The organism is Pseudomonas sp. GW821-FHT05H12 (assembly GCF_059419385.1).
Genome location: NZ_JBWKRS010000024.1, coordinates 86,364 through 107,706, shown reverse-complemented (window position 1 = coordinate 107,706; position 21,343 = coordinate 86,364). Strand labels below are relative to the sequence as shown.

The window sequence follows — 21,343 nt, the reverse complement described above, 5'->3', positions numbered from 1 at the left end:
GTGATTTGGGGGGCCGCCGCCACGCGCCCTCCATGGCGCGGGGCGGCTAAACCGGCATCCCTGCCGGTTTACCCCCCCAAAATCCCTGTCGAATTCCGGCCAGCGTGTTTGACGGGGCGCCTAAGATCAAAAGCACAGCGGCCTGACAGCCGGCTGGAGTGGTGTAGAGCAAAAGCAACGGCAAATGCGGTCCACTGTAGGAGCCGGCTTGCCGGCGATGGCATCAACCGGGTATGCCTGATTCACCGAGGTGTCTGCATCGCCGGCAAGCCAGCTCCCACACGTACCTGCTTTTGATCTAACCACTCAGGTCAGCTACTCGGCACCTCGCTTAGGCTCGGTGTGCCTGTAATCCGACAGTGATTGGGGGGGGCGCTTGAGATCAAAAGCAAAGCACAGCACAGCAGAGCCGCTTTAGCGGCTCACGCCCGGGCCATGGCGCCGCTGCGGGTCAGCCATTCGATGAACAGCGCGAACAGCTCGGCCTGGGAATTGATTGCCAGCTTGGTGTACAGGTTCTTACGGTGCATGCGCACGGTTTCTGGGGAAATGCCGAGCACTTGGGCGGTGGATTTTACCGAGTGCCCGCGCAGGATCAGGTGGGCGATTTCACGCTCGCGTACGGTGAGCACACCGCTGCCAAAGCCCATGAACGCCGCTTCGATCTGCTGGTGCGCCTGGGTCTGGGTGTACGCCTCGTCACTGATCACCTTGGCCAGCCCGCCGGTGGTGCCAAACCGCCGCAGCAACTCCCGGACGATAGCCTGGGTCGATTGCTGCACCGCCAGTTGTTCCTCGGTGAACTGCCCGGCACTCAGGCCCTGGAACATGCACAGCGAAATCTTGCTCTGGGGGCACAGGTCGACGATGTAGTAACTTTCCTGGGCGCCGCCGCTGCGCAGGTAGTAGGTCTTGTAGTACTCGCTGTTGAAAAAGTCATCCGGGGCAATTTGGGCCAGGTGGTAAAAACCTTCCGCCAAACCCTTGTCTACTGCCAGGCAAAACGGGTCCAGCAGGTAGCCGCGGGAAAAATAGCGGTGGATGATTTCATCCTGATACGCCCGAGGGATGCCTTGCTGATACAGCAGGTGCGGTGGCTGGCCCTGGCGTTCCAGGCTGATCATCATCGATTCGATGGGGGTGAGGGTGCACAGCGCGGCGGCCAGGTGTTCGAGGAATGAGGCTTCATCCACATGGATCAACGCCTGGGCCAGGGCGTGGTGCCAGGTTTGCAGTTGCTGCAGGGTCGGGGCAGGGCTGGCTGTGGTCATGGCAGCCAGTCTACCCGGCTGCCAACGCCCAGGCAAAAACGCCGAGACAGGCTCGGCGTTGTGGCTCATCGGCCTTGATACTCGCCGCTTTCATGCAGTTCAGCGGCCGTATCGAGGATGCACTGGCGCAAAGTCTCCACGATTTCGTCAACCTGGGTACGGGTGATGATCAGCGGCGGCGACATCACGTTCAGGTGGCCGATGGGGCGTACCAGCAAACCTTTGGCCTGGGCGCGCAGGTGGATTTTTTCACCGATGTTGACCGCATCCGGCAGCAAGGCCTTGGTGCGTTTGTCCGCGACGAATTCGATGCACGCCATCAGGCGCTGGCAGCGTATATCCCCCACCAGCGGCAAGTCGGCCAAGGTCTGCAGGCGCTGCTCCAGGTACACGCCAACGTCTTCCACATGGGCCAGCAGTTGTTCGCGCTCGATGATCTCGATGTTTTTCAATGCGGCCACACAGCTGACCGGGTGCCCGCTGTAGGTGAACCCGTGGGTAAAGCAGCGGCCTTTGCCCGGCTCGCCAATGACCTGCCAGATACGCTCGGAGAAAATACACGCACCCAGCGGCAGGTAGCCGGAGGTGAGGCCTTTGGCGGTGGTGATGATATCGGGCTGCATGCCGAACACGTCTTCGGAAGCAAAGAATGCCCCCAGGCGCCCGAACGAAGTGACCACTTCATCGGCGACGTACAGCAAGTCGTAGCGCTGGCAGATTTCCCACATGCGTCGGTGGTAGCCCTTGGGCGGGATGATCACGCCACCGGAACCCATGATCGGTTCGGCGAAAAACGCCGCCACATTGTCCGCACCAAGGGTCAGGATCTTGTCTTCGAATTCATTCACCAGGAAGTCAAGGAACTCCGCCTCGCTCATCCCCTCCGGCGCCCGGTAGTAGTTGGGGCAGGAGATGTGGTGGAACAGGTCGCTCATGAAGTCGAACTCGGGCGCGCGGTCGGCGGCCTTGTTGCCGATGGACATGGTCAGGAACGTGGAGCCGTGATACGCACTGAAGCGCGAGATGATGTGCTTCTTGGCCGTTTTGCCACGGCTGTTCTGGTAGAACTGCACCAACCGGTAGGCGGTGTCCACGGCGGTGGAACCTCCGGTAGTGAGGAACACGTGGTCCAAGTCACCGGGTGCCAGGCTGGCGAGCTTGGCGCACAGTTCGATGGCCGTGGTGTTGGCCATGTCGCAGAACGGATTGGAGTAGGCCAGTTGGCGCACCTGGTTGGCGATGGCCTCGGCCATTTCCTCGCGGCCCAGGCCGATATTCGTACACCACATGCCGCCCACTGCGTCCAGGTAGCGGTTGCCATGGGTGTCGTAGATGTAGGCGCCGTTACCCACTGCGATATTCAGCGAGCCTTGCTCACGGTGTTCGTCGAACATGTGGAAGCCGTGCATGTAGTGGGCTTTGTCGGCGGCGTCCAGCTTGTCGTGGTCAAACTGGGCGAAAAAAGCAGGATTTGGCAGAGTCATGGCATTTACCTTCAAAGGCTGGGGGTCACTTGCCGGTCTTCACGGCATTCCAGGTACGGGTGATCAGGCGCACGGCAGCTTGGGGTTGGCTTTTTTGCGTGAACAAACGCTGCATCGTCGCCGGATCGGGGTAGATGGCCGGGTTATCGCGAATATCGGCGTTGACCAGCGGCTTGGACGCCAGGTTGCTGTTGGCGTAATGGATGGTGTTGCTGACGCCGGCCATGGTGCTCGGTTGCAACAGAAACTCGATGAACTTATGGGCATTGGCCACATGGGGCGCGTCGGCCGGGATGTAGAAGTTATCGAACCAGATCAGCGAACCTTCCTTGGGAATGAAGTAGTCCAGCTTGACCTTGGCCCCGGCTTCGGTAGCGCGAGCCTGGGAGGTGGCGTAATCGCCCGACCAGGTGGTAGCCAGGCACAGGTCGCCATTGGCCAGGCCGTTGATGAAACCGCTGGAATCGAATTTGCGGATGTAGGGGCGCACCGCCATCAGTACGTCCTGGGCGGCCTTCAGGTCTTTGGACGTGACACTGTTGGGGTCCAGGCCGAGGTAAGTGAGGGCCAATGGAATCATGTCGGTGGGTGAGTCCATGAAGGTAATGCCGCAGTCGGCAAACCGGGCGATGACCTTGGGGTCGAAGATCATCGCCAGGGACCCGATAGGCGCATCCGGCATGCGTGCCTTGATCATGTCGACGTTATACGTCACGCCGTTGCTGCCCCAGGTATAGGGCGCCGAATAGGTGACGCCCGGATCGTGTGCCTCCAGGCTCTTGAGCACCACGGGGTCAAGATTTTTCCAATCGGGGAGCTGGGTCTTGTCCAGCGGCTGGAACACGTTGCCCTTGATCAACAGCGGCACGAGGGAGGCGTTGAGCAGCGCCAAGTCATAGCCGGAACGCCCGGAGAGTAATTTACCCTGAACGGTTTCGTAGGAATCGTAGGTGTCGTAGGTCACCTTGATGCCCGTGGCCTTTTCGAAGTCGGCCAGGGTGGTGTCGCCGATGTAGTCCGCCCAGTTGTAAATGCGCAAGGTGTTGCCCGGGTCATCCGCGGCGTGGCTCAGGGTTGAAGTGGCCAACAGTGCGGCGCTGAACAGGGCGATAAAGGCTTTATGCATGGGGACCCACCTTGTGTTGTGCTTGTTATCAGGCTGAGGGACTGATTGCACTGTCAGGCAGGTGGGGGGTGTGCGCCATACCCCGTTCGGGTAGGGGAGGCGGTTCAGGGCAGGACGATGTAGTCGTTCTGCCGGATGATCGGCCGGTGTGGGCCTTGCACCAGGTGCAGGTAACGGCCGTCCACCAGGTCGATGGGCAGGCAGTCATCGATATCCATGACGGCGTCAGTGTGCGCCTGGGACCAATGGCGCAGCATTTGTTGCTTGCCCTTGCTCGTTGCCTCCTGTTTGTTGCGAGCCACCACCAGCAGGTAGTGATGAGCCTCGCCAAAGCTGTTCGTCTCGTAGCCTCCAAGGTTGATGAAATACAGGTGATGCGCGCCGGCCTGAGGCGCAAGGTGGCTGAGTTCGACTTTCCAGCCGTCGACGCCATCAACGGCCATCCACGAATCGATATGCACGCCCTTGGGGCTGCCGAACCAGCCATCGCGCAGTTGCGAGTAAGTGCCCTCCAGCGTATCCGCTACGGCGAATACCACATCATGGACTTCGATTCTGGCCCGTGGGTGCTTGCCCCCGAGCATCACGACAAACAGCATGGCAGATTCTTCCTGGCGACTTGGCAGGGGGCAACCATACTGCGATTGAACCCTTTTGTCCGGCCAATGCCACAGTGTTAATCCGCGAACGCATCAGGAGGTTGTCATGCGAACCATTGATCTGGCGGGCTCGCCCGTCCCTGTCATCGGCCAGGGCACCTGGCGCATGGGCGAAAACCCCAGCCAGCAGCGTGCTGAAGTCGCCGCGTTGCAACTGGGCATCGACGAGGGCATGACCCTGATTGATACCGCTGAAATGTATGGTGAAGGCGGTGCTGAAACGGTGGTCGGTGAAGCCATTCGCGGTCGCCGCGACCAGGTGTTCCTGGTCAGTAAAATCTACCCGCACAATGCCAGCCACAAGGGCGTGCCCCGTGCCTGCGAGGCGAGTCTCCATCGTTTGGGCACCGATTATATTGATCTCTATCTGTTGCATTGGCGGGGTCAATACCCGCTGGAAGAAACGGTCGACGCGTTCGAGCGCTTGCGTGAGGCCGGCAAGATTGGCCGCTGGGGTGTTTCCAATTTTGATGTGGCAGACCTGCAGGAACTTGCCTCTCCAGCCTGCGCGACCAACCAGGTGCTCTACAACATCGAAGAGCGCGGGATCGAATATGACTTGCTGCCTTGGTGGCAACAACATCACTTGCCATTGATGGCGTACTGCCCGATTGCCCAAGGCGGTGAGTTACTGTCCAGTCCAACACTCAAGCAAATTGCCCGTCGCCATGAAGTGACACCCGCCCAGGTTTCCCTGGCCTGGGTATTGCGTCAGGACGGGGTGATCGCCATCCCCAAGGCCGTAACCCCAGAGCATGTGCGGCTTAACGCAGCTGCCGCCAAGTTAGTGCTTGATGAACACGATCTCGACGCCATCGATCGCGTGTTTGGTGCGCCCAAGCGCAAACACCCACTGGCAATGGTGTAGCCGATAGGCAGGAACGGTGCCGTCCGTGGCGCCGTCCCTGCGTTGTTGCGGCTTAGCCGGCTACAGGGTTACGCCAATCGTCCGAGCCGGAAGTACCGGAGACTTCGTGGGTCCACACGATCTTGCGGTAGGTGAAATACACATCCTCCAGATGGGTGAAATGAGCGTTCTCCGGGTCCTGGCAGTTGGGCATGCGAGACTGGATATCCACGATGGTCGCGCCTTCCAGCTCGATCGTGAAGTAGTGCTCCTGGGTACCCGCCGATGAAGTGCGCAGCCACTCCAGTCGGCATTTGACCTCTTCGCCACTGGTCAGCGCGCTGAACAGCAGTGGCGATGATTTATCAAACACCTTGCTGATCATCAGCGGCTTGTGGACCCGCTGACCGGTTGGCTGTCCCGATTGCGGGTCGCGGGGGATGATCACCTGGTGGGAATACGCCTGGACCAGGATCTGGTCCTCATGACCCTCCTGGTAAATATTGCCTACCGAGTCCTGGGTGAATGTGCCTGCCGTAATCAAACCCTGTTTTACACCGGTGATTGAAAGGTACGCGGGTGTTGGCATGAGTGGTTTCCTTGCCTGATTGATGAGGTAGTCCCGAACGACGATTGTGCCGGTCGGGTAGTTGGCTATAACAAGAAGCGTGCCTGAAAGTGTGTTGGTCAATAAAATAAGGGGTGTGGCGTTAAAATGTTTTTTATTTGTATGGGTGTTATGTTGATTTTGGGGTTTTAGAGGTTTTTATTTGCGCATGAGTGTGCATTTAGTTGCTCGGTAGTCTATTTGGCCTGGTGTTGAGTGTGTGTCGGTGAATAAAGTGTGTTTTGATTTTTAAGGTGCGCAAAATGCTGCGCATGCCTTGATTTTGTTGATTTGTAGGAAATTACTTAAGTGCGCTTCCGTCGCTTGATGAATGCCGAGTGCGTGGCTAAAGTTTGCGAACTTCGTTATGGGTTTGCGAGGTTTAGAGGGTGAGCTGATTTGCACTATGGGTGCGATTAGTTGGCCTTGACTGCCTCGAATGGTTATGTGTGATCTTAAATGGTCTATTCAAGTAAGCTTTGTGATTATTATGTTGAGCTCGCACGTCTTCCGTGCTCGCAAATAAGTTTTGTGGGCAGTGATATGCGTTTTTCAACTGAATACGAAGTGCTGGAATTCGAGTTGGATAAAACCCAGTCGATTCATGGTGCCTCTCTGCCCGATTGGATCAAGGTGCTGGAAGTCTGCGAGTGCCTGTTGCGTCAGCACTCCAAAGACCTTCGGGTAGCGGCGTGGCTGACATGGGCATTGCACCAGCGTGAATCCTTTCCAGGCCTGCTGGCTGGTCTGGGGTTGATGCGCTACCTCTGCGAGCATCACTGGGCGCAGGTTTTTCCGAAAAAGCCGCGTACCCGCGGCGCTGTTCTCGGCTGGTTGGTATTGCGCCTGGAACCATTGTTTGCGCAAAGCCTGCCACTTCAGGATCAGCAACCGCTGTTTCAAAGCGTGTTGGAGCAACTCGCGTGCCTTGATGATCTCTGGACCCGGCAGTTGGGGGATGAAGCCCCATCATTGCTGCCCATGCGCCGACAGTTGGCGCAGAAACTGGAGCATGCAGAGCAGCAGGGCGACACCCCGTCGACCGTTCCTGTTGCCCCGGCCAAGCAGGCTGTGACTCAGCCGTTCAGTATCGAACCTGTGATAGATAACGAAAAAGATGCTCACAAATGGCTGCGCGCATTGCAGGAGCAGGCGCGGCCGCTGAGCGCGTGGTGGCAGCGTCAAAATGCGGGTGACCTGCGTGCACAGCGCCTCAATCGAACATTGGTCTGGCTGGCGCTTACGCGTTGCCCGGACGCTGACAGCGAGCGGATTACCGCGCTCCGAGGTCCGGCACCCGACAAGCTTACGCATTACCAGGAGCGCTTTGTCCAAGGGCATTACGCGGATCTGTTGATTGAACTGGAGACGAGCCTGGCCGGGTCCATGTTCTGGTTCGATGGCGTGCGAATCGCCTGGGAGTGCCTGCAAGCCTTGCACGCCGATCTGGCGATGACCGAACTGGAGGTCAGCTTCGCCTTGTTGCTGCAGCGGTTGCCAACCCTGCCTGAGTTTCGGTTTCACGACGGCACGCCGTTTGCGGATGCCGCCACTCGCGACTGGATCTCGCTCCAGGTCAATCGACATCTTCAAGCTCCCGAGCTTCCGGGCGTGCAGGTTGAAGCGAGGGCCGAACCCTGGGAGTCGGCCCTGCAGGCAGTCATGCCCAGGCTACGCAAGGACGGGCTTAAAGTCGCCGTGAGTGAACTCAAGCAAGGCTTGCATGCAGCTCGTAGCGAGCGTGCGCGATTTCATTGGCGGCTGGCCATGGCACGCCTGTGTGTGTTGGCCGGCAAGCAGGAGCTGGCGAAGGTCCAGCTGGAACAGCTGGATGATGAATTGCAGCAAGCGGGTATAGACCGCTGGGAGCCCGAACTGGCCCTCCAGGTGGCGCAACTCTTGTACCGCTGTTGTGAACAGTTGCCACAAAGCCACGCTGTGCGTGAACGCAAGGAAGACACTCACCGAAAACTATGCCGCTTCGATCTCGAAGCGGTACTTGAATAGGTTTTCGACTCACTCGAAAAAGGAGAACGACCGTGGCCAAAGAAGGTTCGGTAGCACCCAAGGAACGTATCAATATTACTTTCAAACCCGCAGTGGGAGGTGCGCAGGAAGAAGTCGAACTGCCACTGAAACTGTTGGTGCTGGGTGACTTCACCCAGCGTGAGGACCTGCGCAAGCTCGAAGACCGCAAGCCCATCGGCATCGACAAGAACACCCTCGACGACGTACTGGCCAAGCAGGCGTTGGCACTGACCCTGAGCGTACCCAATCGGCTCCAGGAGTCGGCTGAGGTTGAGGAGCTGGCCATTCAGGTGCGGATCAATTCCATGAAGGACTTCAACCCCGCGAGCCTGGTGGAGCAGATCCCCGAATTGCAAAAGCTGATGGCGCTGCGCGATGCGTTGATGGCGTTGAAAGGGCCCCTGGGTAATACACCCAGTTTTCGTAGAGCCATTGAGCAGGCGCTGGCCGATGACGAGTCCCGCGCCCGGGTACTGGCAGAACTGGGCTTGAACAACCCCACGGCCTGACATTTTCAGTAAAAGGACACTGATGCCATGACTACCCAGCAAAACCCATTACCGACTCAAGCAGCAGGCGAGCACAGCATTCTCGACAACATCATCGCCCAGACCCTGCTGAGTGCCGACGACGAGGCGTATAGCATCGCCAAACGAGGTATCTCGGCCTTTATCGAGGAGTTGGTCAAGCCACAGAACAAGGACGAACCGGTCAAGAAGCGCCTGGTTGACCGCATGATCGCCGAGATCGACACCAAGCTCAGCCTGCAAATGGATGAAATTCTTCACCACCCCGATTTCCAGGCCCTCGAAGCATCATGGCGGGGGCTGCAATTGCTGGTCGACCGCACCGACTTTCGTGAAAACATCAAGATCGAGCTCCTGAATGTCTCGCGCCAAGACCTTCTTGACGACTTCGAAGACTCGCCAGAAGTCAGTCAATCCGGGCTCTACAAACATATCTACAGCGCAGAATACGGTCAGTTTGGTGGCCAGCCCGTCGGAGCCGTTATTGCCAACTACTTCCTCTCGCCGAGTGCGCCGGATGTGAAGCTGATGCAGTACGCCGCCAGTGTTGCCTGTATGGCTCACGCGCCTTTCATCGCTTCGGCCGGGCCTGGCTTCTTCGGCTTGGAAAGCTTCAACGGACTGCCTGATCTGAAGGATCTCAAGGATCACTTCGAAGGCCCGCAATTTGCCAAATGGCAAAGTTTTCGCCAAAGCGAGGATTCCCGCTACATAGGGCTGACTGTGCCCCGGTTCTTGCTGAGGACGCCTTACGACCCGCTGGAGTGTCCGGTCAAGACCTTCACCTATCAGGAAAACGTGGTCAACAGCCACGAACATTACCTGTGGGGAAATACGGCCTACGCGTTTGCCACCCGACTCACTGACAGCTTCGCCAAATTCCGCTGGTGTCCAAATATCATCGGCCCGCAAAGCGGTGGAACTGTGGAGGACCTGCCGCTGCATCACTTCCATAGCATGGGTGAAATCGAAACCAAGATACCGACGGAAGTGCTGGTCTCTGATCGCCGAGAATATGAGCTGGCTCAAGAGGGGTTTATCGCCCTGACCATGCGCAAGGGCAGTGACAACGCCGCCTTTTTTTCTGCCAGTTCCGTACAGAAGCCGAAGAATTTCGGCATCAGTGCCGAGGGCAAGGCGGCTGAGCTGAACTACCGCCTGGGCACGCAGTTGCCCTACATGATGGTGGTTAATCGCCTGGCCCATTACCTAAAGGTCTTGCAGCGCGAGCAGCTAGGTTCATGGAAAGAGCGCACCGACCTGGAGCTGGAACTCAACAAGTGGATCCGTCAATACGTTGCGGATCAAGAGAACCCCAGCGCCGAAGTTCGTGGGCGACGTCCGTTGAGGGCTGCGCGGATTGTCGTGAGTGATGTCGAAGGAGAGCCGGGTTGGTACCGCGTCAACCTCAGTGTGCGCCCGCACTTCAAGTACATGGGGGCTGACTTCACGCTGTCCCTGGTCGGCAAGCTCGACAAAGAATGAGCAGGGGTCAGGGACTGTCCGAGCATCGCAGCCTCTTCGAGCGGCTTGAAGGGCAAACGTCAAGTCGGACCAGCAGCGCGGCGTCTGTTGCCGCCCATTTGGGGAAGATGCTCAGTACCCGCGCGGGCAGCGTTCTTACGCTGCCCGATTATGGGCTGCCCGACCTCAACGACATGCGCTTGAGCCTGCATGAATCGCTGACTCAGTCGCGCCTGTCGATCGAGCGATTTATCCAGGCATATGAACCGCGCTTGGTGAATGTGCGTGTCAGGGGGTTGCCCGGTGAAAGTGATCCTTTGTCCCTGGCATTTCGTATTGATGCCGCGTTGCTTGTTGCGGGTGTCATGCAGCCGGTTGCATTCAGTGCGCGCTTGATGGGTGCAGGACAGGTCGAGGTATTGCCTGATGTCCTTTAATCGTTTTTACCAAAGTGAGCTGAGCGCCTTACGGCAGCTCGGGCGGCGTTTTTCGGAGCGCAATCCCGCCTTGGCGCCGTTTCTCGCCGAGGCGGGCCAAGACCCCGATGTCGAGCGGCTGCTGGAAGGCTTTGCGTTCCTGACCGGGCGCTTGCGGCAGAAGCTTGCCGACGAGCTTCCCGAGTTGACTCACTCGATGATGCATCTGTTGTGGCCCAACTACATGCGGCCATTACCGTCTTTCAGCATCCTGCAGTTTGCACCTTTGCAGCACGCGAGCACTCCTGTGCTTGTTGAGCGGGACACATCGGTGGAAAGCGTGGCAATCAATGGTGAACGTTGCCGCTTTCGCACGTGCTATGCAACCCAGGTCCTGCCACTGCAACTGAGCGGCCTGGAATATCGCGCCATGGAAGGCCGGGCATTGCTGAACCTGCGCCTGGAAATGAGCGCCGAGGGCAATTTCAGCGAATGGACCTTCAGCCAGTTGCGCTTGCACCTGGCGGGCGATCGGTATGTCGGCCAAGGGTTATACCTGAGTTTGTTGCGCCATCTGGAGGGTATCGAGGTGTTGCTTTTCGATCAGGAAGGACGCCCGGTTAACGGGCCTGACGGGCAGTTGCCATCGTTGCGGCTGGGCGCCAGTCAGGTTCAGCCGGCAGGGTTTGATGACGATCAAGCGTTGATTCCGTACCCGATGAATACCTTCAAAGGGTATCGCCATTTGCAGGAGTACTTTGCGTTTCCGGAGAAGTACCTGTTTGTCGATGTGTGTGGGCTTGATGTATTGCAGACACTGCCCAGCACTGTGCTCAAACAAGCGCGCCACATGGAGCTGCGTTTCGAACTCCGCACGCGGGAGCATGAGCCATCCCCCCCGAACCTGGACAACGTGAAGCTGTATTGCACACCCATCGTCAACCTGTTCAAACATGATGCGGTGCCGATTCGGCTGGACGGCAAAAGGGACGAATACCTGCTGGTGCCGGCAGAGTTCGAAAGGGGCAATGCGGCGGTATTTTCCATCGACAGCGTCACCGGCTGGTGCCCTGGCGGGCTGGGTCATCGGACCTACGTCCCGTTTGAAACCTTTGAACATGACGGGGATGGCGGTGCCAACTCAAAAGCGCCCAGCTACAGCATTCGTCAACGCTCATCGGTACAGCACGGCGGGTTGGACACCTGGCTGAGTTTCGGCGCTGGACTGGCCCAGGACCAGGAGACGCTTTCGGTTGAATTGACGTGCACGAACAACAATCTGCCGCGGCAATTGCAGGTAGGGGATATCAACCAGCCGTGCGAAGAGACGCCGGAGTTTCTGTCGTTTCGCAATATCTGTGTGCCAACACCCAGTTTCAGTCCCCCTCTGGACCAGGACTTTCTCTGGAAACTGATTAGCAACCTGTCGCTCAACTACCTGTCGTTGACCGATATCAGTGCCTTGAAAGTCACCCTGGAAAACTACGACATACCCCGATACCACGACAGACAAGCGCAGGTCATCAGCCAACGAAGGCTGGGGGCGTTGCGATCCATTCGTCATGAAACGGTCGACCGGTTGTACCGCGGGTTGCCAGTGCGTGGTTTGCGGATCGACTTGAGCATTGACCCCCAGGGCTTCACTGGTCAAGGCGATCTGTTTGTATTCGCCTCTGCGCTCAATGAGTTTTTTGCCCTCTATTCCAGCCTGAATTCGTACCACGAAATGCGGGTCATCAGCACACAAGGAGACGTGTACCTATGGCCACCCCGGAAGGGCCAGCAGCCCCTGCTTTAAACGAGTTATCCCGCGTCATCCGTGAGCACTCGCTATTTCAAGCAGTTCTGCAGGTGATTGAGCACCTGCGCCATGCTCATCCGCAGCTGGATGACGACGCACTGTATGACCTTGTTGAGTTTCAGGCGAACCCGGGTTTTGGGTTTCCGGGGCATGACATCGACCGAGCGGAGTTTTTTGTAGAGCGCGGTCAATTGCGAGCGCGCCTTCGCCTCAATGTACTCGGCTTGCACGGCGCCGGTTCGCCATTACCGGCGTTTTATGCCGAGCAGGCTGCAACCGAACATGTAGGAGGAAACACTGCCCGGGACTTCCTGGATGTTTTTCACCATCGCCTGCAGCGGTTGATGTTGCCGATCTGGCGCAAGTACCGCTACCGCATGTGCTTTCGCGACGGCGCCAGCGATGCCTTTTCCGAGCAGATGTTCTCACTGGTCGGTCTGGGAGGGCGGCAGGTTCGCGAAGCCGCGCGGCTGGATTGCACTCGGCTGCTGCCTTATCTGGGGCTGCTGAGTTTGCGGGCGCATTCAGCCTCACTGGTCGAGACCGTGCTTCGGTACTACTTCAAGTACCGCCTTGTGTTTATCGAGCAATGGGTAGAGCGCTCGGTGGTCATCACCCATCAGCAACGTAATCGGCTGGGCGCAGACAACAGCAGGCTGGGGGAGGACCTCGTACTGGGGCATCGAGTCATCGATCGCAGCGGCAAGTTCAGGGTGCATCTGCAGGCGCTGTCCTGGCAGCGTTTTCATGACTTCTTGACGACGGGCAGCAGTTATCAGCCGCTGTGCGCACTGGTTCGCCTCAGCGTTCGAGCCCCCCTGGAATATGACCTGCGCCTGGAATTGGCAGCAGGGGAAGCAAAGCCACTGCACATCGGTGAACGCAATGTCTGTGGCCTGGGCTGGACCAGTTGGCTGGGACATGAACGCGCTGATGGCGTGCTCACGCTTGGCAGCAACTCTCATTAGGGACTGATGATTATGATGAATGTAGATCTACAGCAATTGATCCAAACGCTGACCACCGACACTCGCCGCGACCTTGAACGTGCTGCCGAGCGCTGCGTGGCGCGGGGCGGCAAAGAAGTATTGGTAGAAGATGTATTGATGACGCTGCTGGAATATCCCGACGGTTTGTTGGCAAAGGCGCTGAAGGATGCGGATATCGAAGTCGGCACGCTGCAGGCAACGTTGCAACTCAAGGCAGATCAAGGCGCGACGCATAACCCCGTGTTCGCCCAGGCGCTCGTCCATTGGTTGCAGCAAGCGTTGATGGTCGCGCACCTTGAACTGGGGCAGGTCGAGGTGGATCCCGCGGCACTGATATTGGCTCTCCTGCATCACCCGCTGCAGCATGCGGGCAGTGGGTATCAACAGATTTTGAGTCGACTGGATGCTCACCGTGTGCGCGAGTTTGTGCAAAGCCAGGCAGCACAACGTATTCCTCGACGCTCCGAGGCGTCGTTGCTGGAACGCTTTACCCATGACCTCACACGCCAGGCCCGCGAAGGGCGCATTGACCCTGTGCTGTGTCGGGACAGTGAAATCCGCCAGTTGATCGACATCCTCGTGCGTCGTCGCAAGAACAACCCGATCCTCGTAGGTGAGGCCGGGGTTGGCAAGACGGCCGTTGTCGAAGGCCTGGCCCTGCAAGTGGTTGCCTCACAAGTCCCCGGGCCGCTCAAGGATGTGCGCATCCTGACGCTGGACATGGGCCTGCTGCAGGCCGGTGCCAGCATCAAGGGCGAGTTCGAACGTAGACTCAAAGGTGTGCTCGACGAGGTGAGTGCCAGCGCTCAACCCGTGATCCTGTTTATCGATGAGGCACATACCCTGGTGGGGGCAGGGGCCCAAGTGGGGGGGAGCGATGCGGCCAACCTGCTCAAGCCGGCCCTGGCCCGCGGGCAACTGCGCACCATCGCGGCGACCACATGGTCAGAATACAAAAAATACTTTGAAAAAGACCCGGCGCTGGCACGGCGCTTTCAACCGGTGGTGGTGGGGGAGCCGAGTGTGGAAGCCGCTGTGTCGATCTTGCGTGGGCTGGTTCCGGTTTATGAGGCCGGCCATGGGGTGTATGTGCGCGATGACGCGGTCGTGGCGGCGGCGCAGCTGAGTGCTCGCTACCTCGCTGGGCGGCAGTTGCCGGACAAAGCCGTGGATGTGTTGGACACCGCGTGTGCACGGGTTCGTATCAGCCTCGCAGCGGCGCCCGAGGCGTTGCAACGCCTGCGATCCGAGCTGGCCGAAGGCACGCGTCAGCGCGTTGCGATCTCGCGGGATCTTGACGCGGGCCTGGCCATTGACGAGCCGGCTTTGCAAGCCTTGAACGTGCGACTGAACGCCTTGGAACTTGAGTGCCAGCGACTGGAAGGTTGCTGGGTCGAACAAAAGAGTCTGGCAGAGCAGGCCATTTCCGAACGCCGACAGCGTCTTGAGGGCGAGTGTGTCGAGGGCGCCCGGCAAGTGCCTGCTTGCGATGAACCACGGTTGGTCAGCCACGAGGTATGCCCTCGACTGGTGGCACAGGTTATTAGCGCCTGGACCGGTATTCCGATCGAGCAGCTGGCGTTTGACAGCAGTGAACGGATTCTCGGTTTCGCCGATGCGCTGCGCAAACGCATCCTCGGGCAGGAGCAGGCAGTGATCGCGCTTGATCGAAACTTGCGTGCCGTTGCTGCGGGGCTCAACGCACCGGGTGCGCCTGTGGGGGTGTTTTTGCTGGTGGGCCCTAGTGGTGTGGGCAAGACCGAAACAGCCCTGGCACTGGCGGACCTGCTGTATGGCGGTGAGCGGTTTGTGACCACGTTGAACATGTCGGAATACCAGGAGAAGCACTCCCTGTCGCGGTTGATCGGCGCCCCGGCGGGTTATGTCGGTTTTGGTGAGGGCGGGGTACTGACGGAAGCCGTGCGCCGACGGCCTTACTCGGTGCTCTTGCTGGACGAAGTGGAGAAGGCCGACCCGGAAGTGCTCAACCTGTTTTACCAGGTCTTTGACAGAGGCTTGGCTAACGATGGCGAAGGCCGGGAAATCGATTTTCGCAATACACTGATCCTGATGACGTCCAACCTGGGGAGTGACGCCATCACCGCACTCTGCGCGAATGGCCAGCGCCCTGATCCGCAGGTTCTGCAAGAAGCCATTCATCCTGTGTTGCGTGCTCACTTCAAGCCAGCGTTGCTCGCTCGGATGCGGGTTGTACCCTATTACCCCCTTGCCAGTGAAAGGCTGGAGGGCGTGGTGCGACTCAAGCTGGAACGGCTTGGGCACCGCTTGCAGCAACGCAGGCTGACACTGAGCTTCACCTGCGAGTTGGTCGCGCACATGACCGATCGTTGCCTGCACAGCGACAGTGGCGCCAGGCATATTGACCAATGGATCGAGCTGAACCTGCTGCCTCAGGTGGTCGACAGGCTGCTCGACGCAATGGCGGTTGGCGAACCCTTCTCACGGGTTCACGCAACGCTGAACGACGCCGGCCAGCCAGTCTGCGAGTTCAGCCAATGACGAACAATCTGTTGGATCAGCTACCTCAGCCGCTGGTGTATGCCGAGCGTTTGTTGGGTTGGTATACCCGTTTGGGGGCTGACGATGATGCGTCGTCGTTGCTCGAACTGTGTGTGGCCGCCGTCGCACAGCTAAGCGATTGCGAACTCTGCCAGCTCTATGAACGAGATGAAACGACGGGGCGGCTCGGGCTGATCGCCCAGCATATCCCTGGCTCATCGCCCACGCAGGCGGGTGAGGATTTTCAGAATGAGCAACTCCTGCACTACGTGGTGAATCAGCGTTGTGCCCTGAACCTTGATGAGTTGTGCGGCAGTGTCTATGACAGCGGTTTTCTGCCGGCCGCGAGCACACCGTGGCGCTCACTGGCCTGCCTGCCACTGTTCAATCGGTATAAGGCGATCTGTGGTGTGTTGCTGTACGCAAGCCAACGCGCGATGCCGTTGCAAGGCTTCGCAGCGTCGCTGGGGCAACTGGGCAGTTTCGTTCTCAACCAATGGGGCTCGCGTATTGCTCGGCCAGGGCAAGCCGCAATGGGGCACAAACGCGACACGTCCCTCAGGGGGGCTTATGGCTTGATCGGCAACAGCACGGCGATGGACGAAACCTGTCGCTTGATGGGCAAGGTATTACTGACGCCTTATACCGTGTTGTTGCGCGGTGAAACGGGCACCGGCAAGGAGGTCGTGGCACGCGCCATCCACCGCGCCGGCCCGCGTGGGGCTCAACCGTTTGTGGTGCAGAACTGCGCGGCGTTTCCCGAAGGTTTGCTCGAGAGTGAGCTTTTCGGTTATCGCAAAGGCGCGTTTACCGGCGCCGAGCGTAACTATGCAGGCCTGTTTGATGCCGCCCACGGGGGCACGCTGCTGCTGGATGAAATTGGCGATATGCCGCTCTCCCTTCAGGCCAAGTTGCTGAGAGTGTTGCAGGAGGGCGAAATTCGCCCGCTGGGTGCCAGCACCGCCCACAAGGTTGACGTGCGCATCATCGCAGCCACCCACCGTGACCTCGCAGCGATGGTGGCCGAGGGCAGTTTTCGTGAGGACCTCTATTATCGCCTCGCGCAATTTCCCATCGAGCTACCGGCATTGCGCGACAGGGACGGGGATGTCCTGCTGTTGGCGCGCCACTTCGCTGAGCAGGCCTGCTCCTCCCTGGAAAAGCCCCCCGTGAGCTGGTCCAGCGCGGCGCTTGATCAACTCTCCAGCCATGGGTTCCCCGGCAATGTGCGCGAGCTCAAATGCCTGGTGGAGCGTGCGGTGTTGCTGTGCGATGACGGAGTGATCCTGCCGGAGCATCTCTCGCTGTCGCCCGCACCTGCTATTGCAGCGGTTGAGTCAACGTTGCGCCAACGCCTGGAACGGGTCGAGCGGGTATTCCTGATTGATTGCCTGCACAAGAACCGTGGCAATCGCACGCGCACCGCACGCGAGCTTGGTGTTGCCCGACGTACGCTGCTCTATCGCCTTGCACGTCTGAACATCCCTTTCGGCGACGCACGGGGGAATGCTGAATGAACCCCCTACGTTCACTGCACGTTGCCGACTTACCTTTCTGGAAGAGACCCGATGCCTGATCGTCCATGGCAGGCCTTGATGCTTGCACTGTGCTTGCTGAGCGGCTGTAACGCCAATTACGTGTTTGATGATGCCGACTATCGTCCTTTGGGTGACCCCCACGCGACGCGTCGCGGCCAATGAGAGGGGAGACCTGCCATGCAACTCGTCTTTGAACTGTGCGTTGCCGATGCCGGCCAGACGCCCGAACGCAAGGTGTTTGACAGCACTGGTGGTGTGATCGGGCGCGGGGCTACTTGCGACTGGGTTATCCCGGACGCCAGCCGCTTGCTGTCCAGCCATCATGGCTTGGTCAGCTACCGTGACGGGCAGTATTTCCTGACCGATATCAGTAGCAATGGAATCCGTTCGACAGGCAACGACACACCACTGCCCAAGGGCCAGGCCCATCTGATCGGGGAGGGCGAAGTGTTCCAGCTGGGCGCGCTGTCGATACGTGCCCGGCTGGTCGCGAATGCTGCACCTCATAGCAAGGCATCCTCCGCTCTCGCAGGGATCATCCCTGACGATGCCTACTTGAATTCAGTCGATCGTTTGGTACTCGCACCGCTGCACGACGCAATGTCGGAGGAACTGAGTGGGATGAACGAGGCTGTCGAAGCCCATGTGCCGTGGACGGGACATAACGCCGTGGAGCGAGATCACCTGGTTGTGCCTACCCGGGCTGCGCCCCGTGCAGAAGCGCCTCCATTGGAGCTTTGCACAGCTAACGCATCCATCAATCAGGATCAGGCGTTCTGGACGCAATTCGCCGAGGCGCTGGGGGTGAGCCTGGATACGCTTGATGCACCAGCCCGCGAAGCGCTGGCGATCAAGGCAGCGAACCTGCTCAGGCAGTCTGTGGACGGGTTGCAGCAAAGCCTGCGCACTCACGAAGAGTTGAAAAGCGAATTCAACCTGGGGCAGGCCGGTCGCTGGGTCAAAAGCCAGAACCCGCTGAGAGACAGTATGGGGGCCCATGACGCGCTCCGCGCATTGCTGGGCACCGGAGAGTTGGGCCAGTTGTCCGCCGAATTGGCCATTGCTCACGTATGCCGGGATATCCAGGTGCATCAGGTCGCCGTACTGGTGGCCTGCCGAACCGCGATGCGTAACGCACTGGCGGCATTCTCGCCGGGGCACCTGCAGCTGTGTTTCGAGCGTGAGGGCAAGCCGCCCAGGTTTGCTGTGGATGGGGCGTATTGGCGTGCCTATCGACGCCACTACCAGCAACGGATCGAAGAAGACGGCTCTGGCGAGCGCCAGTTGCAAGCGGACTTCGCCAGGGCCTACGACGATCAGGTACGCCTGGTCTCCACTCTGTACGCGGGACATTCAGGATGACGTTCACGAAGCGAGTCGCGGTTGTTTCTATACCGGCCGTGCTGGGCCTGATGGTGGGGTGCAGCAGCCTTTCGCCCTTTTCAACGGTGACCAAACTGGACCTGACACTGACTGCCAGTGAGCAGGTCAACCCGGATCTTCACGGGCGTCCCTCCCCAGTGGTGGTGCAACTGCTTGAGCTGACCCATCCGGTGGCGTTCGAGCATGCGGATTTTTTCAGCCTTTACGGGCGTGGGGAAAAGGCGCTGCCCAAGGATTGGGTGAGCAGCGAGGAGCTGGAATTGCGCCCAGGGGAACACCAGGTATTAAAACTCAGCGTCGAGCCGCAGAGCCGCTACATCGGGGTGTTGGCGGCTTATCGTGACCTGCCTCATGTGCAATGGCGGTTTGTGGTGCCCTTGGCCCAACGGCAACACACTCATAGCCACTTGCTGCTCGACCAGGCAGGGATACGCGCCGTGAGCCCGAACATTGGCCAGGGGGAGAATTAACATGCAGGCTCATAAAGTTATCTGGCGCGAGGGTATGCTGTTGCGGCCCCAGCACCTGCAACACAACGATCGTTACTACGACCAGCAACTCAACCGTACACGCTTGCTCGATAGCGATGCCTGGGGCTTTCTGACCCTGGGTATCGACCTGCAGTACCTCAATCTGGGCAAGGTGGTGGTCCATCAGGCCAGCGGAGTGTTGCCGGACGGCAGCCTGTTTGAGCTGGGTACGACGATGGAACCGTTGGTACTGGACATTCCAGCCAACTGCGCAAGCCAGGGCATTTACCTGGCCTTGACGCTGGCAACCGGCAACAGGGTTGAGACCCGTACACGGAATCAGTCCGATGTGGTCGCTCGTTACATCGCCTGCGAAACAGAGGTCAGTGATTCAAATGACGGCCCCGATTCGCGCTGCCGGATAGATTGCGCGCACCCGGACCTGCGCCTGTTGCTTGGTGAGCAGCACAGCGATCACACCTTCGTGAAACTCAAGATTGCCCAGGTGTTGGATTCCAGCACAGGTGGCAGTGTCAACCTGGATGCCGATTTTTCCCCGACGTTCCTCTACCTCCAGGGTTCGCAGTATGTGTTGTCCTGCCTCAAGGAAGTGATCAGCCTGCTGGCCAGCCGAGGTGATGCGATTGCCGAGCGGATCTGTGGCAGCGGCGTCGCAGCCAGCACGCAGGTGGGGGATTTCCTGATGTTGCAGCTGATCAACCGCACAGAGCCCGTATTGCGCCACTTCCTTGCCCAGGCGCAAGTGCGCCCGGAACTGCTTTACCGTTACCTGCTGTCGATCCTGGGTGAGTTGTCCACCTATGCGGGTGAAAACAAACGTGCACCTTTGGACATGTACTACCAGCACGATGACCAAGGCGCGAGTTTTCGCGCGCTGATGGGCGGGATGCGGGCCGCACTGTCGGTTGTGCTGGAACAGCACGCTATCGAGCTGATCCTGCAGAGACGCCAATACGGGGTAATGGTGTGCCCGATCAGTGATATCAAGCTGTTGGGTACTGCAACGTTCATCTTGGCTGCAGAGGCCCAGTGCGATGGGGACGGGCTTCGGTATCGATTGCCGGCCCATCTGAAGATTGGTCCCGTGGAGCGCATACGTGAGTTGGTCAACCTGCAATTGACGGGCATCAAGGTCAGGCCACTGCCCGTTGCGCCACGGCAGATTCCGTTTCACGCAGGCAAGACCTATTTCATGCTCGAACTCACTGCAACGGATGTCTCGCAGTTGGAGCAGTCGGGCGGCTTTGCCTTCCATGTGAGCGGCGAATTTTCCGAGTTGGAGCTCAACTTCTGGGCCATCAGGAACTGATTACGATGAACAAGGACAGTGAATACCCGCAGGACGAGAAAACCGTACTGCTGGACCGGGAAGGGCATGGCCCGGCACAGGGCCCCCTGACGGACTTCGTTTCGACGCCCCGGTTCGAGCAGTTGGAAGACCGGATGATCTATGCCGCGGCATTGCATGACGCACACCCTTTCAACGTGGGGCCCAGCACGCTGGTATCTGCCAGCTGGGAAGTTCTGTCGGAAGTGGTTCAGCTCAAGCTCGGTACCGGCCGTGAAAATACGCAGCCCCTCAATGATCGCCTGGGTGCCTGCATCGCCCGTTTTGAAACGCGCGCCGCTCATGAAGGGGTGGAGAGCAGCCAGGTGAAGTACGCACGCTACGTGTTATGCAGCGTCCTGGATGAAGCCGTGGTCACCACGACCTGGGGCAATCACAGCGATTGGTCGAAGGTCAGTTTGCTGAGTCGGTTTCACAACGAGACCTTTGGTGGCGAAAAGTTTTTCCAGGTTCTGGATCGCCTTTCACGCGATCCGGTCAAGCATCTCGCCATGTTGGAGCTCATGTACCTGTGCCTGGCGCTCGGGTTCGAGGGCAAATACAGAGTGATGACCCGAGGCACAGAGCAGCTTGAGGCCGTGCGAGATGCCTTGTATCGCCAGATCAAGCACGTGCGCGGTGACCCGCCTCTTCTGAGGTTACCGCCTTCGGCGGGGAAGGCGCGGCGCAGGCGATGGCCTCTCGTCTCGGCCACCGGGTTCGCCGTGTTGGGTGTGTTCATGGTGTTGGCACTGTATTCGGCACTCACCTGGGTACTGGGACAACAGCGGGCCGATGTGCTGCAACGCTATCAATCTTCAGCGCCGGTTTTGACTCGGGCGACTATGTAACGCAGGGAGCATTC

Annotated in this window: 19 protein-coding genes; 14 read left to right on the top strand and 5 right to left on the bottom strand. The window is 59.0% G+C overall.

The features are described from left to right. Positions 1-422 precede the first annotated feature (422 nt). The 4 genes from AC07SU_RS20565 to AC07SU_RS20550 form a co-directional block, all read right to left on the bottom strand. Positions 423-1,271, bottom strand: coding sequence for a response regulator transcription factor (locus AC07SU_RS20565; RefSeq protein ID WP_176995741.1), 849 nt, complete (start codon positions 1,269-1,271; stop codon positions 423-425). 65 nt (positions 1,272-1,336) lie between these two features. Then, on the bottom strand, positions 1,337-2,755 hold the full coding sequence (locus tag AC07SU_RS20560) for an aminotransferase (protein ID WP_494998087.1): 1,419 nt from the start codon (positions 2,753-2,755) through the stop codon (positions 1,337-1,339). Positions 2,756-2,780: 25 nt separating this feature from the next. Then, positions 2,781-3,881 carry a polyamine ABC transporter substrate-binding protein gene (locus tag AC07SU_RS20555; protein ID WP_494998086.1) on the bottom strand — a complete coding sequence of 367 codons (1,101 nt, stop codon included), beginning with the start codon at positions 3,879-3,881 and terminating at the stop codon, positions 2,781-2,783. A gap of 104 nt (positions 3,882-3,985) precedes the next feature. Next, entirely contained in the window at positions 3,986-4,480 is a 495-nt protein-coding gene (locus tag AC07SU_RS20550) for a DUF1543 domain-containing protein (protein ID WP_494998085.1), read from the bottom strand. A gap of 106 nt (positions 4,481-4,586) precedes the next feature. Between AC07SU_RS20550 and AC07SU_RS20545 the strand changes: the two genes are divergently transcribed. Then, positions 4,587-5,408, top strand: coding sequence for an aldo/keto reductase (locus AC07SU_RS20545; protein WP_176995745.1), 822 nt, complete (start codon positions 4,587-4,589; stop codon positions 5,406-5,408). A gap of 52 nt (positions 5,409-5,460) precedes the next feature. Here AC07SU_RS20545 and AC07SU_RS20540 read toward each other — a convergent pair whose 3' ends face one another. Next, positions 5,461-5,976, bottom strand: a complete 516-nt coding sequence (locus AC07SU_RS20540; RefSeq protein ID WP_176995746.1) for an Hcp family type VI secretion system effector — start codon at positions 5,974-5,976, stop codon at positions 5,461-5,463. Positions 5,977-6,453: 477 nt separating this feature from the next. Here AC07SU_RS20540 and tssA point away from each other — a divergent pair, with 477 nt between their 5' ends. From tssA to icmH, 13 genes are read left to right on the top strand one after another with little or no spacing between them, the layout of a single operon-like run. Then, a complete protein-coding gene (gene tssA, locus AC07SU_RS20535; protein ID WP_494998084.1) occupies positions 6,454-8,001 on the top strand; it encodes a type VI secretion system protein TssA in 1,548 nt (515 codons plus the stop codon). A 32-nt stretch (positions 8,002-8,033) separates the two neighbouring features. Beyond that, entirely contained in the window at positions 8,034-8,531 is a 498-nt protein-coding gene (gene tssB, locus AC07SU_RS20530) for a type VI secretion system contractile sheath small subunit (RefSeq protein ID WP_494998083.1), read from the top strand. Between the two features lie 27 nt (positions 8,532-8,558). Next, the gene (tssC, locus tag AC07SU_RS20525; protein WP_494998082.1) at positions 8,559-10,034 is read left to right on the top strand and encodes a type VI secretion system contractile sheath large subunit; all 1,476 of its coding nucleotides are present in this window, start codon (positions 8,559-8,561) and stop codon (positions 10,032-10,034) included. After that, positions 10,031-10,450 carry a type VI secretion system baseplate subunit TssE gene (tssE, locus tag AC07SU_RS20520; RefSeq protein WP_494998081.1) on the top strand — a complete coding sequence of 140 codons (420 nt, stop codon included), beginning with the start codon at positions 10,031-10,033 and terminating at the stop codon, positions 10,448-10,450. The genes tssC and tssE overlap by 4 nt, the downstream gene beginning before the upstream one ends. Further along, the gene (gene tssF, locus AC07SU_RS20515) at positions 10,440-12,227 is read left to right on the top strand and encodes a type VI secretion system baseplate subunit TssF (protein ID WP_494998080.1); all 1,788 of its coding nucleotides are present in this window, start codon (positions 10,440-10,442) and stop codon (positions 12,225-12,227) included. The genes tssE and tssF overlap by 11 nt, the downstream gene beginning before the upstream one ends. Then, positions 12,191-13,198 (top strand): type VI secretion system baseplate subunit TssG, encoded by a 1,008-nt coding sequence (tssG, locus tag AC07SU_RS20510; protein WP_494998079.1) that lies wholly within the window; start codon positions 12,191-12,193, stop codon positions 13,196-13,198. The genes tssF and tssG overlap by 37 nt, the downstream gene beginning before the upstream one ends. A gap of 12 nt (positions 13,199-13,210) precedes the next feature. Then, the gene (tssH, locus tag AC07SU_RS20505; protein WP_494998078.1) at positions 13,211-15,739 is read left to right on the top strand and encodes a type VI secretion system ATPase TssH; all 2,529 of its coding nucleotides are present in this window, start codon (positions 13,211-13,213) and stop codon (positions 15,737-15,739) included. Beyond that, a complete protein-coding gene (locus AC07SU_RS20500) occupies positions 15,736-17,256 on the top strand; it encodes a sigma-54 interaction domain-containing protein (RefSeq protein ID WP_494998077.1) in 1,521 nt (506 codons plus the stop codon). Before tssH ends, AC07SU_RS20500 begins: the two co-directional genes overlap by 4 nt. Positions 17,257-17,307: 51 nt before the next feature. Then, complete coding sequence (locus AC07SU_RS20495; protein WP_176995754.1) at positions 17,308-17,439, top strand: type VI secretion protein; 132 nt, start codon at positions 17,308-17,310, stop codon at positions 17,437-17,439. A gap of 15 nt (positions 17,440-17,454) precedes the next feature. Next, entirely contained in the window at positions 17,455-18,639 is a 1,185-nt protein-coding gene (gene tagH, locus AC07SU_RS20490) for a type VI secretion system-associated FHA domain protein TagH (RefSeq protein WP_494998076.1), read from the top strand. Continuing rightward, complete coding sequence (tssJ, locus tag AC07SU_RS20485; protein ID WP_494998075.1) at positions 18,636-19,130, top strand: type VI secretion system lipoprotein TssJ; 495 nt, start codon at positions 18,636-18,638, stop codon at positions 19,128-19,130. Before tagH ends, tssJ begins: the two co-directional genes overlap by 4 nt. A gap of 1 nt (position 19,131) precedes the next feature. After that, positions 19,132-20,460, top strand: coding sequence for a type VI secretion system baseplate subunit TssK (tssK, locus tag AC07SU_RS20480; protein ID WP_494998074.1), 1,329 nt, complete (start codon positions 19,132-19,134; stop codon positions 20,458-20,460). 5 nt (positions 20,461-20,465) lie between these two features. Beyond that, complete coding sequence (icmH, locus tag AC07SU_RS20475) at positions 20,466-21,329, top strand: type IVB secretion system protein IcmH/DotU (RefSeq protein WP_494998073.1); 864 nt, start codon at positions 20,466-20,468, stop codon at positions 21,327-21,329. Positions 21,330-21,343 lie beyond the last annotated feature (14 nt).